This window comes from Pseudomonas sp. TWP3-2, from assembly GCF_049897765.1.
Classification (GTDB): Bacteria; Pseudomonadota; Gammaproteobacteria; order Pseudomonadales; family Pseudomonadaceae; genus Aquipseudomonas.
The window spans coordinates 166,632-182,562 of sequence record NZ_JAFCWW010000008.1 but is presented as its reverse complement, the minus strand read 5'-3'; the positions used below and the strand labels follow the sequence as shown (position 1 = coordinate 182,562).

The 15,931-nt window shown below is 60.6% G+C and carries 15 protein-coding genes; 6 read left to right on the top strand and 9 right to left on the bottom strand.

Going from position 1 to position 15,931, the window contains the following annotated elements; all coding sequences use genetic code 11:
• The 6 genes from ACP7EE_RS14590 to exaC all read right to left on the bottom strand — a co-directional run bounded on the left by ACP7EE_RS14590 (nt 1) and on the right by exaC (nt 6,824).
• The gene (locus ACP7EE_RS14590) at nt 1–651 is read right to left on the bottom strand and encodes a DedA family protein (protein WP_426235003.1); all 651 of its coding nucleotides are present in this window, start codon (nt 649–651) and stop codon (nt 1–3) included.
• Between the two features lie 233 nt (nt 652–884).
• On the bottom strand, nt 885–1,346 hold the full coding sequence (locus tag ACP7EE_RS14585; RefSeq protein ID WP_007968150.1) for a GNAT family N-acetyltransferase: 462 nt from the start codon (nt 1,344–1,346) through the stop codon (nt 885–887).
• Nucleotides 1,347–1,463: 117 nt separating this feature from the next.
• On the bottom strand, nt 1,464–2,297 hold the full coding sequence (gene eutC / locus ACP7EE_RS14580; RefSeq protein WP_426235002.1) for an ethanolamine ammonia-lyase subunit EutC: 834 nt from the start codon (nt 2,295–2,297) through the stop codon (nt 1,464–1,466).
• Nucleotides 2,294–3,688, bottom strand: coding sequence for an ethanolamine ammonia-lyase subunit EutB (locus ACP7EE_RS14575; protein WP_426235001.1), 1,395 nt, complete (start codon nt 3,686–3,688; stop codon nt 2,294–2,296). Before ACP7EE_RS14575 ends, eutC begins: the two co-directional genes overlap by 4 nt.
• A 51-nt stretch (nt 3,689–3,739) precedes the next feature.
• Nucleotides 3,740–5,191: an ethanolamine permease gene (gene eat / locus ACP7EE_RS14570; protein WP_426235000.1), complete on the bottom strand. Its 1,452-nt coding sequence runs from the start codon at nt 5,189–5,191 to the stop codon at nt 3,740–3,742.
• A gap of 112 nt (nt 5,192–5,303) precedes the next feature.
• A complete protein-coding gene (gene exaC, locus ACP7EE_RS14565) occupies nt 5,304–6,824 on the bottom strand; it encodes an acetaldehyde dehydrogenase ExaC (RefSeq protein WP_420648553.1) in 1,521 nt (506 codons plus the stop codon).
• Nucleotides 6,825–7,219: 395 nt separating this feature from the next.
• Here exaC and ACP7EE_RS14560 point away from each other — a divergent pair, with 395 nt between their 5' ends.
• From ACP7EE_RS14560 to ACP7EE_RS14545, 4 genes are all read left to right on the top strand, one after another.
• The gene (locus ACP7EE_RS14560) at nt 7,220–9,133 is read left to right on the top strand and encodes a sigma-54-dependent Fis family transcriptional regulator (protein ID WP_426234999.1); all 1,914 of its coding nucleotides are present in this window, start codon (nt 7,220–7,222) and stop codon (nt 9,131–9,133) included.
• A 258-nt stretch (nt 9,134–9,391) separates the two neighbouring features.
• Entirely contained in the window at nt 9,392–10,741 is a 1,350-nt protein-coding gene (mpl, locus tag ACP7EE_RS14555; RefSeq protein ID WP_426234998.1) for a UDP-N-acetylmuramate:L-alanyl-gamma-D-glutamyl-meso-diaminopimelate ligase, read from the top strand.
• A complete protein-coding gene (ubiX, locus tag ACP7EE_RS14550) occupies nt 10,738–11,370 on the top strand; it encodes a flavin prenyltransferase UbiX (protein WP_420648550.1) in 633 nt (210 codons plus the stop codon). Before mpl ends, ubiX begins: the two co-directional genes overlap by 4 nt.
• The gene (locus ACP7EE_RS14545; protein WP_420648549.1) at nt 11,363–11,647 is read left to right on the top strand and encodes a YceK/YidQ family lipoprotein; all 285 of its coding nucleotides are present in this window, start codon (nt 11,363–11,365) and stop codon (nt 11,645–11,647) included. Before ubiX ends, ACP7EE_RS14545 begins: the two co-directional genes overlap by 8 nt.
• Nucleotides 11,648–11,703: 56 nt before the next feature.
• Here the strand turns inward: ACP7EE_RS14545 and ACP7EE_RS14540 are convergent, their stop codons facing one another.
• The 3 genes from ACP7EE_RS14540 to ACP7EE_RS14530 form a co-directional block, all read right to left on the bottom strand.
• A complete protein-coding gene (locus ACP7EE_RS14540; protein ID WP_420648548.1) occupies nt 11,704–12,345 on the bottom strand; it encodes an oxidoreductase in 642 nt (213 codons plus the stop codon).
• Nucleotides 12,346–12,372: 27 nt separating this feature from the next.
• Entirely contained in the window at nt 12,373–14,100 is a 1,728-nt protein-coding gene (locus tag ACP7EE_RS14535) for a C13 family peptidase (RefSeq protein WP_426234997.1), read from the bottom strand.
• A 110-nt stretch (nt 14,101–14,210) separates the two neighbouring features.
• Nucleotides 14,211–14,666: a MaoC family dehydratase gene (locus tag ACP7EE_RS14530; RefSeq protein WP_426234996.1), complete on the bottom strand. Its 456-nt coding sequence runs from the start codon at nt 14,664–14,666 to the stop codon at nt 14,211–14,213.
• Between the two features lie 180 nt (nt 14,667–14,846).
• On the opposite strand from ACP7EE_RS14530, the gene ACP7EE_RS14525 reads away from it, so the two are divergent.
• Nucleotides 14,847–15,209, top strand: coding sequence for a CidA/LrgA family protein (locus tag ACP7EE_RS14525; protein ID WP_426234995.1), 363 nt, complete (start codon nt 14,847–14,849; stop codon nt 15,207–15,209).
• Entirely contained in the window at nt 15,209–15,925 is a 717-nt protein-coding gene (locus ACP7EE_RS14520) for an LrgB family protein (protein ID WP_426204698.1), read from the top strand. The genes ACP7EE_RS14525 and ACP7EE_RS14520 overlap by 1 nt, the downstream gene beginning before the upstream one ends.
• Nucleotides 15,926–15,931 lie beyond the last annotated feature (6 nt).

Sequence of the window (15,931 nt, the reverse complement as noted above, 5' to 3'; positions counted from 1 at the left end):
TTAGTGCGATTCGACTTTGGAGCCACCGAAGCGGCTGCGCACCACACCAATGATCATCGGGATCAGCGACAGCAGGATGATCGCGACCACCAGCAACGACAGGTTTTTCTTGATGAACGGCACGTTGCCGAAGAAGTAACCCAGCGTGACCAGGCCGCCAACCCACAGGATCGTGCCGAGTACGCTGAAACCGAAGAAGCGCGGATACGGCATTCTGGCGACGCCTGCGACAAACGGCGCAAAGGTCCGAATGATGGGCAGGAAGCGCGCCAGAGTCACGGTTTTGCCACCGTGCTTGTCGTAGAAGTCGTGGGTTTTTTGCAGGTAATCGCGGCGGAAGATTTTCGAGTTCGGATTATTGAACAATCGCTCACCCGCCGTTCGTCCGATTACGTAGTTAGTGCTGTCACCGAGGATTGCCGCGAGCATCAGCAGACCGCCCAACAGTACCGGATCCATGCCGCCGCCCGCAGCGACTGCACCGGCGATGAACAGCAGGGAATCACCCGGCAGGAACGGCATGACCACCAGTCCGGTTTCGCAGAAGATCACCAGAAACAGGATGGCGTAGATCCATGGCCCGTAGTTGGTTACCAGCATGTCGAGATAGACATCGAGATGCAGGATGAGATCGAGCGGGTTGAAATCCATGGAGGCACACCTGTTTGGCGGCCCGACTCAGCAGGCCTGTGCGGTTGACTTCGTGTAAGCCTACAAGCGGATGTAGTTTTTCTTACAAGCCGGAAAGATCGCGATTATACGGTTTGAGAGGTGAAACGCGCGTTGGTTTTGTAGCGGGGGATGTCGACTGTGAATAAATGTCGGGGATGAACGCGATGCAGGGAGGGCGTCAGGCCCCTCCCTGCATGGGCGGCTATCAGCGATCAGAGCTCGTCGCTGATCGGCAGCACGTAGTTCTTGAACTCGGTGTCTTCCTTGAATCCGATGGATTCGTAGGTTTTCTGCGCCACTTCGTTGTCGGCGCTGGTGGATACGCGCATGCGTACAGCCTGGGTTTCCTTGGCCATGCGCTTGGCGGTGCGGATCAGGTTGTCGGCAACCAACTGCCGGCGAGCGTCTTCGGCTACGTAGATGTCGTTGAGAATCCACACGCGCTTGAGCGACAGCGAGGAAAAGCTCGGGTAGAGCTGGCAGAAGCCCATGAGTTTCTTGTCGTCGTCATCGGCCAAAGCCAGATAGATGACTGACTCCTTGCGCCGCAGGCGTTTTTCGAGAAATGCCCGGGACGAGTCCGGATAGGGCAGGGAACCGTAGAACTCGCGATACTTAACGAACAACGGTGTCAGCAAATCCAGGTGTTCGAGGGTCGCTTGGATAATCCGCATAGTAGGTCTCGTCCTTCAAGTGGCTGTCTTCACGTGCGCTGACGGCGTTGGGAAACCTCTGGCGGCCGTGCGTCGATCCTGCCTCAAACCAGCGCAGAAACGCAATGCGGAAACGGTTCAGGTTGGGGGCGGATCGAGTAGGAAATTACTCTTCATGTCTGCTCCGCTTTCCGACTCCAGCGTGTGAAGCTGTGCCTCGTCCTTCAGATTGACCCCCGACAAGCCTCTGCGACAGGCTTCGCGCATCAGATACAGCAAGCGATGCGCCGCCATGCCGTAGCTCAAACCCTCAAGCCGCACATTCGAGATGCAGTTGCGGTAGGCATCGGTGAGTCCGACCTTGGGATTGTAGGTGAAATATAAACCCAGGCTGTCCGGCGAACTCAGGCCCGGACGCTCGCCGATCAGCATCACCAGCATTTTCGCGCCGAGCAACTGGCCGATTTCATCGCCGATGGCCACGCGGCCCTGCTCGACCAGAATCACGGGTGCACACGACCAGCCGTCAGCTGTCATTTGCTCTTCCAGACGAGTCAGGAATGGCTGCGTATGCCGATGCACCGCCAGCGCTGACAAACCGTCAGCCACGACAATCGCCAGATCGACTCCGCCCGGATGCGCCGCAGCGTGATCGCGCAACGTCTGCGCCGAGTCATCACTCAACGTGCGCCCCAGATCCGGGCGTTGCAGGTAGCTGTTTCGATCCAGCGCCGCGCTGTGCAGTAACAGGCTGTCCCGTCCACGCTCAGTCATTTGCGCACTGAGCGCGGCGTGATCGAACGGCAAATGCACCGCGTCCCGCGCCTGAGCATGGGCATACTGAAAATCCAGCTGCGCACGGGTTGGCAAACTGGTGCCAGTGCGGCCCAGTGCGATGCGCGCCGGGGTCAGGCGGCGCAACTCAAGCCATGGGTTTTGTGGATCGACCGGCGTTTTATCCATATCACTCATCCCAGTTGCGCCAGCGCGTGGCGAAAGGCCGGCGGCAGGTTGTTGCCGAAGCGGACCTTGCCGTCCGCCTGGGTAAAGATGCCCATGTTCGCCAGCCACGTCTCGAACTCAGGCGCCGGTTTCAGGCCCAGGGTCTGGCGCGCATAGAGCGCGTCGTGGAACGAGGTGGTCTGGTAATTGAGCATGATGTCGTCGGAGCCGGGGATGCCCATGATGAAGTTGATTCCAGCCACACCGAGCAGGGTCAGCAGGGTGTCCATGTCGTCCTGGTCGGCTTCGGCGTGGTTGGTGTAGCAGATGTCGCAGCCCATCGGCACGCCGAGCAACTTGCCACAGAAGTGGTCTTCGAGGCCGGCGCGGATGATCTGTTTGCCGTTGTACAGGTACTCCGGGCCGATAAATCCTACGACGGTGTTCACCAGAAACGGCTTGAAATGTCGCGCCACGGCGTAGGCCCGGGTCTCGCAGGTCTGTTGATCGACGCCGTGGTGGGCGTTGGCCGACAGCGCACTGCCCTGACCGGTCTCGAAATACATCAGATTCTGCCCGAGGGTGCCGCGATTCAGGCTCAGCCCGGCATCGTAGCCTTCCTGAAGGATATTCAGATTGATGCCGAAACTGGCGTTGGCGGCTTCGGTGCCGGCGATCGACTGGAACACCAGATCCAGTGGCACACCCCGGTTGATCGCTTCTATAGAGGTGGTGACGTGGGTCAGCACGCAGGCCTGGGTCGGGATGTCGTAGCGCTGGATGATCGCGTCGAGCATTTCCAGCATCGCGCAGATCGAGGCGATGCTGTCGGTGGCCGGGTTGATCCCTATCATTGCGTCGCCGTTGCCGTAGAGCAGGCCGTCGAGAATGCTTGCGGCGATCCCGGCGGGTTCGTCGGTCGGATGATTGGGTTGCAGCCTTGTGGACAAGCGTCCGCGCAGGCCGAGGGTGCCGCGAAACTTTGTGACGACACGGATCTTCTGCGCGACCAATACCAGATCCTGCACACGCATGATTTTCGACACGGCGGCGACCATTTCCGGGGTCAATCCCGGAGCGAGGGCGCGCAAGCTGTCTTCATCGGCAGCGTCGCTCAACAGCCAGTCACGGAAGCCGCCGACCGTGAGATGGCTAACCACCGCGAAGGCCTGTTTGTCATGGGTATCGATGATGAGTCGGGTGACTTCATCGGCTTCGTAAGGAATCAGCGCTTCCTGTAGGAAATAACTGAGCGGAATGTCGGCCAGCGCCATTTGCGCAGCGACTCGTTCGCCATCATTGAGCGCGGCGACGCCCGCCAGAAAGTCTCCGGAACGCGCCGGACTGGCCTTGGCCATCACGTCCTTGAGGCTGTCGAAGCGGTAGGTCTGGGCGCCGACCGTGTGAGCAAAACTCGCCATACAGAATTCTCCGTGACGGCGCAGGGCAGACCTGCGCCGTGATTTCGGCTGTCAGTGCAGGGCTTCTTCAGCTTTCTGAATCGCCGCAAACTCTTCTTCCGGCGTGCCTGCTACCAAGTGATGTCGACTGTAGAAAGCAAAGTAAGCAATTAACACTCCATAGATCACTGCGGCGCCGATCACCACCCGTGGATCGACCAAGAAACCTGCGACTACGGCGATGCACGCCAGGACCAGCGCGACGCCGGAGGTGAAAATGCCGCCCGGCGTGCGGTATGGCCGATCCATTTTGGGGCGACGGATGCGCAGGGTGATGTGCGCGGCCATCATCAGCACGTAGGAAATGGTCGCGCCGAACACCGCCACCAGAATCAGCAAATCCCCCTGACCGGTCAATGACAGGCCGAAACCGATAATGCCGGGGATAACCAGAGCCAGCACCGGAGCCTTGCTTTTATTGGTTTCGGACAGTTTGCGCGGCAGGTAGCCGGCGCGCGACAGGGCGAAAATCTGCCGCGAGTAGGCGTAGATGATCGAGAAGAAACTGGCGATCAGCCCGGCCAGACCGACCAGATTGACGAAGCTGCCCATCCACGTCGAACCGCCGTAGGCTTTAGTCAGCGCTTCCACCAGTGGATTGCCGGATGTCAGCAGCGAGTTGGCACCCGCGCCGCCGGGGCCGACGATCAAAATCAGCAGGGCAAAGGCCAGCAGCACCAGCATGGCGCCGATCAAGCCGCGCGGCAGGTCGCGCTTGGGATTCTTGGTTTCTTCAGCGGCCAGTGGCACGCCTTCGACGGCTAGGAAAAACCAGATTGCGTACGGAATCGCGGCCCACACACCGACGTAACCGAACGGCAGGAAACTGCTGGCGCCCACCGCAGTGGTCACGGGAATGTCGAGCAGGTTGGCCACATCGAAGTGCGGCACCATCGCCACTAGAAACACCCCGAGTGCCAGCGCGGCGACGGCTGTAATCACAAACATCAGCTTCAGCGCTTCGCCAACCCCGAAAATGTGGATGGCGATAAAAATGATGTAGAACGCCAGGTAAATCACCCAGCCGCCGATACCGAACAACGACTCGCAATAGGCGCCGATGAACACCGCGATAGCGGCGGGGGCGATGGCGTATTCGATGAGGATCGCGGTGCCGGTGAGGAAGCCGCCCCAAGGGCCGAATGCACTGCGGGCAAATCCGTAGCCGCCACCGGCGGTCGGGATCATCGATGAAAGTTCTGCCAGGGAAAAACACATGCACAGGTACATGGTGGCCATCAGCAGCGTAGCGAGGAACATGCCGCCCCAGCCACCTTGCGCCAGGCCGAAGTTCCAGCCGGCGTAGTCGCCGGAGATCACGTAGGCCACGCCCAGGCCCACCAGCAATATCCAGCCGGCAGCACCTTTTTTCAGTTCGCGTTGTTGGAAGTAGTCCGAGCCGACTTTTTCGAAATCGACGGAGGAGCCGGTCGCCGGAGCGCCAGCTGGGGATTCGCCAGGCATAAGGTTCACCATTCTTATTGTTTTTTATGGTCCCGGCTGACACTGCCGGGTTGACGCAGATCCCGCAGAGCAAAACTCGCTCCCCCAGAGAGAGCGAGTTGTCCGCAGGTTGTTAGAAGAAGCCCAGCGGATTGATGTCGTAACTCACCAGCAGGTTTTTGGTCTGCTGATAATGGTCGAGCATCATTTTGTGGGTTTCACGGCCGACGCCGGATTTCTTGTAGCCGCCGAACGCGGCGTGCGCCGGGTACAGGTGGTAGCAGTTGGTCCATACGCGGCCAGCCTTGATCGCGCGGCCCATGCGGTAGGCGCGGTTGATGTCGCGAGTCCACAGGCCGGCGCCGAGGCCGAACTCGGTGTCGTTGGCGATGGCCAGCGCTTCGGCTTCGTCCTTGAAGGTGGTAATGCTCACCACCGGGCCAAAGATTTCTTCCTGGAACACACGCATTTTGTTGGTGCCCTTGAGCAGGGTCGGCTGGATGTAATAGCCGGTCGCCAGACTGCCCTCGAGTTTTTCCACCTTGCCGCCGGTCAGCAGCTCGGCGCCTTCGCCCTTGGCGATTTCCAGATAGGACAGAATCTTGTCGAATTGCTGCTCGGACGCCTGCGCGCCGACCATGGTGTCGGTGTCGAGCGGGTCGCCGCGTTTGATTTGCAGGACTTTCTTCATCACGACGGCCATGAACTCGTCGTAGATCGATTCCTGAACCAGCGCGCGTGAAGGGCAGGTGCAGACTTCGCCCTGGTTGAAGAACGCCAGCACCAGGCCTTCGGCGGCTTTTTCGATGAAAGTCGGCTCGGCCTGCATGATGTCTTCGAAGAAGATGTTCGGCGACTTGCCGCCCAGTTCCACGGTCGACGGAATGATGTTTTCCGCAGCACATTTCATGATGTGCGAACCGACCGGGGTCGAGCCGGTGAAGGCAATCTTGGCGATGCGTTTGCTAGTGGCCAGCGCCTCGCCGGCTTCTTTGCCGTAACCCTGCACAACGTTGAGCACGCCTGGCGGCAGCAGATCGCCGATCAGTTCCATCAGCACGGTGATGCCCAGCGGGGTTTGCTCGGCCGGCTTGAGTACCACGCAGTTACCCGCCGCCAGGGCCGGGGCAAGTTTCCACGCGGCCATCAGAATCGGGAAGTTCCACGGGATGATCTGGCCGACCACGCCCAGCGGTTCATGGATGTGATAAGCCACGGTGTTGCCGTCGATTTCGGCGGCGCTGCCTTCCTGAGCGCGCAGGCAGCCAGCGAAATAGCGGAAGTGGTCGGCGGCCAGCGGAATGTCGGCGTTGAGGGTTTCGCGGATGGCTTTGCCGTTGTCCCAGGTTTCGGTAATCGCCAGCAGTTCGAGGTTCTGTTCGATGCGGTCGGCGATTTTCAGCAGGATCAGCGAACGCGCCTGCACTGAGGTCGAACCCCAGGCATCGGCAGCGGCGTGGGCGGCGTCCAGTGCCTTGTCGATGTCTTCGGCAGTGGAGCGCGGGAATTCGGCAATCGGTTGGCCGTTAACTGGCGAGGTGTTGGTGAAGTACTGACCTTTGACTGGCGCTACAAATTCGCCGCCAATGTAGTTGCCATATTTGCTTTTGAACGAGACTTTGGCGCCTTCAGTACCGGGATGAGCATAAAGCATGATTATTCTCCTTGGCTTGTTGTACTTATAAGAGAGACGCGCATGAGCGCTTGTTATAAGCGTAGAGCAAAGGTCGGGCCACTGCCTTGCAGGTCAGGCAAATCAAGGCGTTGCACGATTTTTGTCGGGCCGGCGGACGGCGGCTGTGACGGTTTCGGTACAGTCGGGGTGACAGTTTGTACCGCTTCTGGCACAGGCTGTGACCGGGTGGTCTTGCCAGCATTGCAAAGCGTCGGTCGCAGGAGGATGCTGATCAACCTGTGGCGAGGGAGCTTGCTCCCGCTGGGTTGCGAAGCGACCCTGAACAAACATCTGCCATCAGGTTTTTGGCGAGCGCTTCGCACTCGAGCGGGAGCAAGCTCCCTCGCCACAAGCTCCGGGGAGAATAATAAGAAATGCACGATAACCATTTGAGTCGCCATGCCCAGCAGGTTCTCACCGCCACCCAGGGCAAACCCCATTTACACGGGCCGGGCGCTGATCCATCGATTGCCCGCTCGTGGCTGCGCTGTCTTGAGGACTACCACCTCGACCCGGCCCTGAGCATCGCGCCGACCGTGCTTGAGCATGGGCGCGTACTCGAGAGCCGCGAACGTCTGCAACAGGTTCTGCAGATTGCCGGCAGCGAGATGAGCAGCCTGCATCAACAACTCTCCGGCGCCGGCCACGCGGTACTGCTGACCGACGCGCGCGGGGTGATCCTCAACTGCGTCACTGCCCCCGCCGAACGCAAGATTTTCGAACGCTCCGGCCTGTGGCTGGGTGCTGACTGGAGCGAAGCCTGCGAAGGCACCAACGGCATCGGCACCTGTCTGGTCGAGCGTCAGGCGCTGACCATCCACCAGGATGAACACTTTCGCGGTCGCCACACCGGCCTGACCTGTTCGGCGAGCCCGGTGTTCGACCCGCATGGCGAACTGCTGGCGGTGCTCGACGTTTCATCTGCCCGGCATGATGTGTCGCGGCAGAGCCAGTTCCACACTATGGCGCTGGTCAATCTGTCGGCGAAGATGATCGAGAGCTGCTACTTCCTACGTTGCTTCGATAACCAATGGTTGCTGCGTTTTCACTTACAGGCCGAATCGGTCGGGCTGTTCAGCGAAGGGCTGCTGGCGTTCGACGGGGAAGGGCGGATCAGTGCGGTAAATCAGAGCGCATTGAATCTGCTCGGGCACATTCGCGGCGGCTTGCTGGGTAAACCGGTGGAGGCGTTTTTCGATTGTTCGCTGGATGATTTGCTTGGCCGCGCGACTGCCAATGCCAGCGCCAGTTGGCCGTTGCGCACGCGTGATGGTCGGCATTTGTTTGCGGTACTGCGTGGTGAGAGCAGGCGGCCGTTGCCGGTTGTTCCCGCCCCCGCAATCGTCGAAACCCCGCGACTGTCAGGTATTTGCCTGGGCGATGCGGCGCTGCAAGCGGACTTCCGCAAAGCCTTGCGCGTGTTCGAGCGCGACGTCCCGCTGCTGATCAACGGCGAAACCGGTTCCGGCAAAGAGGCATTCGCCAAAGCGGTGCATCAAGCCAGTCAGCGCTGCGGTAAAGCCTTCGTCGCCCTCAATTGCGCGGCGATTCCCGAGAGCCTGATCGAGAGCGAACTGTTCGGCTATCGCGGCGGCAGTTTCACCGGCGCACGCAAGGACGGCATGCGCGGCAAGTTGCAGCAGGCCGATGGCGGCACCTTGTTCCTCGACGAGATCGGTGACATGCCGCTGGCCTTGCAGACCCGTTTGTTGCGGGTGCTGGAAGACCGGCAAGTGGTGCCGATTGGCGGCGAACCGGAAGCGGTCAATGTGCGGATCATCAGCGCGACTCACCGCAATCTGTTGGCGCGAGTCGAGGACGGCAGTTTCCGTGAGGATCTGTATTACCGGCTCAATGGGCTGGAAGTAGCGCTGCCGGCGTTGCGTGAGCGCAGTGATAAATCCGAGCTGCTGGATTTTCTGCTGGCCGAAGAGGCCGGCGGGGAAACGGTGGTGATCGACGAGGCGGCGCGTCAGGCGTTGCTGGCGTTCAACTGGCCGGGGAATGTCCGGCAATTGCGCAATGTGCTGCGCACGCTGGCGGCGTTGTGTGATGACGGGCGGGTCGGGGTTGAGGATTTGCCGGCGATGATTCGGCAGGTGCGCCCGCAAGTGTTGGAGGTTGCTCCCTCTGAGCAGCCGCTGGAAGATGCCGAACGCGTGGCTTTGCTTGATGCGCTGGAGCAGACGCGCTGGCACATGACCCATACGGCGCAACGGTTGGGCGTGAGTCGCAATACGCTTTATAGAAAGCTGCGTAAGCATGGGATTGAGCGGTGTGTCAGTTAGAAGCCCCTCACCCTAGCCCTCTCCCAGGGGAGAGGGGACTGACCGGGATGTTCTTTAAATCTTCGCCGACCTGAGATATCCAGCCGAACTCGGGATTAGAAGCGCCATAGATCGGCTCCCTCTACCTCTGGGAGAGGGCTGGGGTGAGGGCCGCGATCTCAAGCCGGACACAAATTCAGACCACCAGCCTCAATCACCTAAAGAGTGCCATTTCCCCCTCCCTGCGCTAACCTGCGGCGATGTTTTACGAGGTCGACTATGCACATTCATATTCTGGGTATCTGCGGGACTTTCATGGGCTCGATGGCGGTTCTGGCCAAAGAGCTGGGCCATCACGTGACCGGCTCCGATGCCAACGTTTATCCGCCGATGAGCACGCAGCTCGAAGCCCAGGGCATTCAGCTGACGCAGGGTTACGACCCGGTGCAGCTTGATCCCGCGCCGGATCTGGTAGTGATCGGCAACGCCATGTCCCGCGGCAACCCTGCGGTGGAGTATGTGCTGAACAAAGGCCTGCCGTACGTCTCCGGCCCGCAGTGGCTGGCCGATCATGTGCTGCAAGGGCGCTGGGTGCTGGCGGTTGCCGGTACGCATGGCAAGACCACCACCAGCAGCATGCTGGCCTGGGTGCTGGAACATGCGGGCATGAGCCCGGGTTTTCTGATCGGCGGCGTGCCACAGAACTTCTCGGTGTCGGCGCGACTGGGCGGTACGCCGTTCTTCGTGATCGAAGCTGACGAATACGACAGCGCGTTCTTCGACAAGCGTTCGAAGTTTGTTCACTACCGTCCGCGCACCGCGATCCTCAACAATCTTGAGTTCGATCACGCCGACATCTTCCCCGATCTGCCGGCCATCGAGCGTCAGTTCCACCATTTGGTGCGTACGATTCCGAGCGAAGGTCTGGTGATTCACCCGACCACCGAGCCTGCTCTGCAGCGGGTGATCGAGATGGGTTGCTGGACCCCGGTGCAGACCACCGGTGTCGGCGGCCAGTGGCAGGTCAAGTTGCACAAAGACGACGGCTCGGCATTCGAAGTGATGTTTGAAGGCGTGTCCCAAGGCACGGTCGAGTGGGAATTGACCGGTCTGCACAACGTCGCCAACGCCTTGGCCGCGCTGGCCGCTGCACGTCATGTCGGTGTGGTGCCGTCGATGGGCATAGCCGGGTTGAGCGCGTTCAAAAACGTCAAACGCCGCATGGAAAAAGTCGCGGAAGTGCGCGGCATCACCATCTATGACGATTTTGCTCATCACCCGACCGCGATTGCCACCACCCTTGATGGCTTGCGCAAACGCATCGGCGATGCGCCGCTGATCGCGATCATCGAGCCGCGTTCCAACTCGATGAAACTCGGCGCGCACCGCGACGGTCTGCCGGACAGCGTGGTCGATGCCGATCAGGTGATCTGGTACGCCCCGGCCAACCTCGGTTGGGATCTGGCGGGCACCGCAGCGCTGTGCACCGTGCCGTCGATTGTCAGCGATTCGCTGGAAGGCATCATCGAACGCGTGAAGAGCCAGGCCCAGCCCGGCACCCACGTGGTGATCATGAGCAACGGCGGCTTCGGCGGCCTGCACGGCAAACTCGCCGAGGCGCTGAAATGAGCAACGGCCCCGAACGCATTACGCTGGCGATGACCGGCGCGTCCGGCGCCCAGTACGGTTTGCGCCTGCTCGATTGTCTGGTGCGTGAAGATCGTGAGGTGCATTTCCTCATTTCCAAGGCTGCGCAGTTGGTGATGGCTACCGAGACCGACGTTTCGCTGCCACCCAAGCCGCAGATGATGCAGGCGTTCCTCAGCGAATACACCGGCGCGGCTGCCGGGCAGATTCGTGTGTATGGCAAAGAGGACTGGATGTCGCCAGTGGCTTCCGGCTCCGGGGCGCCGGCGGCGATGGTGGTGGTGCCGTGTTCGACCGGCACGCTGTCGGCGATTGCCACCGGCGCCTGCAACAACCTGATCGAGCGCGCAGCGGATGTGACGCTCAAAGAGCGCCGCCAGTTGATTCTGGTGCCGCGTGAAGCGCCGTATTCGAGTATTCATCTGGAGCACATGCTCAAGCTGTCGAACATGGGCGTGACCATCCTGCCGGCCTCACCAGGGTTCTATCACCAGCCGCAAACCATCGATGACCTGATCGATTTCGTCGTGGCGCGGATTCTCAATCTGCTGGGGATCCCTCAGGACATGCTGCCGCGCTGGGGCGAGCATCACCTGAACAGCAATGAATAAGTGGTTGGTTTTAGTGTTGGCGCTGCAACTGACGGGATGCGCCACGGCGCGCACGCTGGACGCAGCCAAAGCGGGTGCGCCGGTGGTGTACGCCGGGACTCGCCTGGATTTGTATGCGCTGAATGGCGGGTGTTGTGCGATGGATCGCTTCGGGGCTGAGGCACCGAGTTATCCGGGGGTGGATCTGCCGGCGAGTGCTTTGCTGGATACGCTGCTCCTGCCGTTGTCGCTGCTCACCGTTTTAGGCGTGGGGTTTCAGGCGACTGGCGGATTGTAGGGGAGTGCACAACTCCCTGTGGCGAGGGAGCAAGCTCCCTCGCCACAGGTTCGCGTTTACTTGCCGAGTTTCCTCAGTTCATCCGATTCAACCACGCGCACCCCATCCTGTTCTTCCAGCGCCAGCCGCCACATCGCCCGGGCCAGTTGGCAGGCTTCGATGCCGCGGTATTTGCCGGGAATCAATTTCGAAAACGGTGCGGCAAGCTGTTCGCCCAAACGCGGCTCGGTACGTTCACCAAGCAACAACGAAGGCCGGCAAATGGTCAGTTGCGGCCAATCCTGTGCGCGCAATGCGTATTCCATCTCGCCTTTGACCCGGTTATAGAAAATCGAGGATCGGCGATCCGCCCCCAGGGCACTGATCACGATCAAATGCCGCGCACCCATTTCCCGTGCGCGCTTGGCGAATGCCACGACCATGTCCAGGTCCACTGCACGGAACGCTTCTTCCGAGCCGGCCTGTTTGATCGTGGTGCCGAGGCAGCAATAGGCGATGTCGACGCGACCGGCCAGTTGCGGCAGAAAAACCTGCGGATCACCGACCGGGTTTTCCAAATGTGGATGCTCGGCCAGTGGCCGGCGTGAAGGGGCGAGAACACGCGTGATCGTTGGCTCGTTGAGCAAGCGGTCGAGTAGATGTTCACCGGTCAAACCGGTGGCTCCGGCAAGCAATACATGCTGAGGCGTCAAGTACATAGTGTTTCTCCCTTGATACTGTTCAGCTTAGTTGCTCTTTGGCACTCCGTCGTTCAACGAAGCACTCTGCAATGCTTTTCGCGCCTGCTGTTTGCGCAGCAGTTGCCAGTGCGAAAGCACGGTTTTCGGCGCCCAGATCTGCGGCTCCGAGGCTTCGAAGCTGTCCGCCAGTTCGCGCTCGGCGACGGTGGCTTTGGCCAGTTTGAAGGCTTGCTCCAGATCGTCGGTCTGGTTCAGCGCCTGCGCGAACAACGCGTCACCGAAGTAGGTGAAGTTGGCTTCTTCCGAGCAGCCAAACGACACGCGATCGGCGCGCGAGGCGGTCATGATCAGCGTGCGTTCGTCTTTGAGCGCCGGGATGAAACCGCCGGAGTAGCACGAGGAAATCACGATCACTTTGTCGCGGTTTTTCAGTGGCGTGAGCACGGCGGCGAGTTCGTCGGCGGGCAGGTCGGCCAGTTCCATGCGCGGCTGGTCGAGTACCAGTTCGTGTTCGGCGGTGCCGTGGCTGGTCAGGTAGATGAACAGCAAATCTTCCGGGCCGCTGCGTTCGGCCAGGGTCTGGGCGGCACGGCGCAGGTTTTCGCGGGTGGCCATCGGCCGGTCGCCGAGGTGGTCGCGATGGTTGACCAGACGAATCTGACCGTAGGCGCCGAAGCGCGTAGCGAGCATGTTCGAGACGAAGTCCGATTCGCGCAGAAATACGCTCTGCTTGCCGTCGCCGCCGAGGGTCAGGGTGTACAACTCGACAGCCGGAGTCGAGGCCGGAACCGCGGCCAATGCGTCTTCGAGCAGGCGACCCTGTGCGAGCAATCCAAGTTCGAGTGAGTCGGGCAGCAACTTGCCATCGGCATCGCGCACGCGCTGACCATTGACCCAGGTGCCGCTTAACACGCTGCCGTCGGTCAGCACCAAAGTGCCGCGTCCCGAATAGCTGTCGTTGTCGAACTGGCCGATATAGAAGCTGCCGTCGGCCAGGTTCAAGCGGCCCTGACCGCTGAAGCGCCAGTCGCTGAACGAGCCGGTGTAATGGCTGCCGTCGGCGCCGATCAGCTCGCCCTTGCCGGTCAGTGCGCCTTCCTTGAACTGACCGAGCCAGACATCGCCGTCAGCGTTTTCGTAGCGGCCCTTGCCGTGCAGCTGATTGTTCTTGAAGCCGCCAACGTAGATGTCGCCGTCGGCACTGTTGAACGTGCCGTTGCCTTCCAGCTGACCGTTGACGAAATGTCCGCTGAAGGTATTACCGCTGGCATCGCCGCGCTGGCCTTCGCCGTTGGGTTTGCCGTGGGCGAACTGGCCTTGATAAGAACTGCCGTCATCAAGTTCGAGGCGACCGAGCCCGGAATATTGATCCGCCTTGAACTCGCCGCGGTAGGTCATGGCGTTTTCTTTGAGGGTGCCTTCGCCGTCACGCCGGCCGAGCTTGAAGCCGCCGGTGTAGCTGCTGACACTGGTGGTCAGGCTGCCCTGACCGTCGAACAGCCCTTGCTGGAACTGCCCGCGATAGACCTCGCCGTTGCTGCCATGCCATTCACCCTGGCCGTGCCATTGGCCCTTGTCGAATTGCCCGGCGTACCAACTGCCGTTCGGGTAGTCGATGCGGCCCTGACCGTGCAGCAAGCCGTCGACCAGTTCACCGCGATAACGCCCGCCGTCGGGCAGGCGCGCGTCCGGGGGCAACAGCGATTCGCCGTCGCCGCAAGCGGTGAGCATCAGGGTCAAGGCAAGCGGAACAAGAGCGGCAAGTGAGCGCATAGCGGGATCCGGGCAAGTAGGCGACGGAGTATGCCGCAGCTATGTGACCTTATACAGCCGGGAACGAGGAGGGGATGCGAAACAGCGTGCGCCGGTTCGCATCCGGAGGCTTAAACGAAGCAGAGCGACAGCGGTTCGGCGATGTAGGCCGGTTTGTCCGAGCCTTCTATCTCCAGCGTGGCGGTGGCTTTGAGTAGCCATTGGCCGGGTTTTTTCTCGGTCACTTCAAGCATGTCGACCTTGAGCCTGACTTTCGAATTGACCTTGACTGGCTGGATGAAGCGCACGCTGTCCAGACCGTAGTTGACTACCATTTTCACGCCTTCAGGCAGGATCAGGATGTCTTCCATCAGTTTGGGCATCAGCGACAACGACAGGAAACCGTGAGCGATGGTGCTGCCAAATGGCGTTTGCGCGGCTTTGACCGGGTCGACGTGAATGAACTGATAATCCCCGGTGGCTTCAGCGAACAGGTTGATGCGCTCCTGATCGATGGTGAGCCATTCGGAACGTCCGAGTTCCTTGCCGACATAATCTTTGAGCTCTGCAACTGGAACATAGGGCATTGAGACTCTCCTTGGGTTCATCGGTTTTATAGTTTTTCTGGTGGGGGATTTGACCGCCCTGCGAACCACTGTAGATCATCATGGCGATTTGCTCCGGTCAACCGACCATGCTTTTGGCGAATGCCGATCCATAGCGCAGGCGTGCTTATAATGCCGGGCGTTTTTTGTAGGAGATGTCGGATGTTGCTACGTGGCCTGACCATGCTGGTGCTGTTCCAATTGCTCGGCACGGCGCTCAATCATTTGCTGTTGCCGGTGCTGCCGGGGCCGATCATCGGCCTGTTGCTGCTGCTGGTATTCCTGATCATTCGCGGTGAAGTCGGCGAGCCGGTGAGCCTGGCAGCCAGCAGTCTGCTGCGTTATCTGCCATTGCTGCTGGTGCCGCCAGCGGTGGGCGTGATGGTTTACGCCACGGCGATTGCCGCCGATTTCTGGGCGATTGTCGGCGCGCTGGTGTTGTCGCTGATTCTCTCGATGGCTTTCGCCGGGGTGCTGATGCAGCGCCTGGTCAAACGCCACGCGCCGCCGGTGGAGGAATCCTGATGCTGTTCGACTGGCACGGCGCCTGGACGTCGGTGATTCACCATCCGCTGTTCGGCATCGGCATCACCCTCGGTGCCTATCAGATGGTGCTGGCGGCATTCGAGAAAACCCGCTGGATCTTTCTGCAACCGGTGCTGGTCTCGATGTTGGTGCTGATCGGCGTGCTGACGGCGTGCGGCATCACCTATGCCGAGTACCGCAAGAGCACTGAGATCCTGAGTATTCTGCTCGGTCCGGCGACGGTGGCGCTGGCGGTGCCGCTTTATCTGAATCTGCGACGCATCCGGCAATTGTTCTGGCCGATTTTTACTACGCTGGTGATAGGCGGGGTGGTTGCCACGGGTTTGGGCGTGGCGCTCGGTTGGTGGTTCGGTGCTGATCACATGATCTTGATGACCATGGCGCCGAAATCGGTGACTTCACCGATTGCCATGCTGGTGGCCGAGCAGATTGGCGGCGTGGCGGCGCTGGCGGCAGTGTTTGTGCTGATCACCGGGGTGATCGGCGCAATCTTCGGCCCGGCGCTGTTGAACCGTCTCGGCGTGCACAGCCCGGAAGCACGCGGCATGGCGCTGGGCATGACCGCGCATGCGGTCGGCACGGCGGTGGCGATGCAGGAAAGTGATGAGTGCGGTGCTTTTGCGGCACTGGCAATGAGTCTGATGGGCGTGGCCACGGCGGTATTCCTGCCGTTGGCGGTGTCGATGGTGGTGTAAGGAAAT

Coding starts and splice junctions, on each gene's coding strand:
- ACP7EE_RS14545 (WP_420648549.1), top strand. CDS start 11,363: ATGAATAAGTGGTTGGTTTTAGTGTTGGCGCTGCAACTGACGGGATGC.
- ACP7EE_RS14560 (WP_426234999.1), top strand. CDS start 7,220: ATGCACGATAACCATTTGAGTCGCCATGCCCAGCAGGTTCTCACCGCC.
- ACP7EE_RS14530 (WP_426234996.1), bottom strand. CDS start 14,666: ATGCCCTATGTTCCAGTTGCAGAGCTCAAAGATTATGTCGGCAAGGAA.
- ACP7EE_RS14540 (WP_420648548.1), bottom strand. CDS start 12,345: ATGTACTTGACGCCTCAGCATGTATTGCTTGCCGGAGCCACCGGTTTG.
- exaC (WP_420648553.1), bottom strand. CDS start 6,824: ATGCTTTATGCTCATCCCGGTACTGAAGGCGCCAAAGTCTCGTTCAAA.
- ACP7EE_RS14535 (WP_426234997.1), bottom strand. CDS start 14,100: ATGCGCTCACTTGCCGCTCTTGTTCCGCTTGCCTTGACCCTGATGCTC.
- ACP7EE_RS14585 (WP_007968150.1), bottom strand. CDS start 1,346: ATGCGGATTATCCAAGCGACCCTCGAACACCTGGATTTGCTGACACCG.
- ACP7EE_RS14575 (WP_426235001.1), bottom strand. CDS start 3,688: ATGGCGAGTTTTGCTCACACGGTCGGCGCCCAGACCTACCGCTTCGAC.
- eutC (WP_426235002.1), bottom strand. CDS start 2,297: ATGAGTGATATGGATAAAACGCCGGTCGATCCACAAAACCCATGGCTT.
- ACP7EE_RS14525 (WP_426234995.1), top strand. CDS start 14,847: ATGTTGCTACGTGGCCTGACCATGCTGGTGCTGTTCCAATTGCTCGGC.
- ACP7EE_RS14520 (WP_426204698.1), top strand. CDS start 15,209: ATGCTGTTCGACTGGCACGGCGCCTGGACGTCGGTGATTCACCATCCG.
- eat (WP_426235000.1), bottom strand. CDS start 5,191: ATGCCTGGCGAATCCCCAGCTGGCGCTCCGGCGACCGGCTCCTCCGTC.
- mpl (WP_426234998.1), top strand. CDS start 9,392: ATGCACATTCATATTCTGGGTATCTGCGGGACTTTCATGGGCTCGATG.
- ubiX (WP_420648550.1), top strand. CDS start 10,738: ATGAGCAACGGCCCCGAACGCATTACGCTGGCGATGACCGGCGCGTCC.
- ACP7EE_RS14590 (WP_426235003.1), bottom strand. CDS start 651: ATGGATTTCAACCCGCTCGATCTCATCCTGCATCTCGATGTCTATCTC.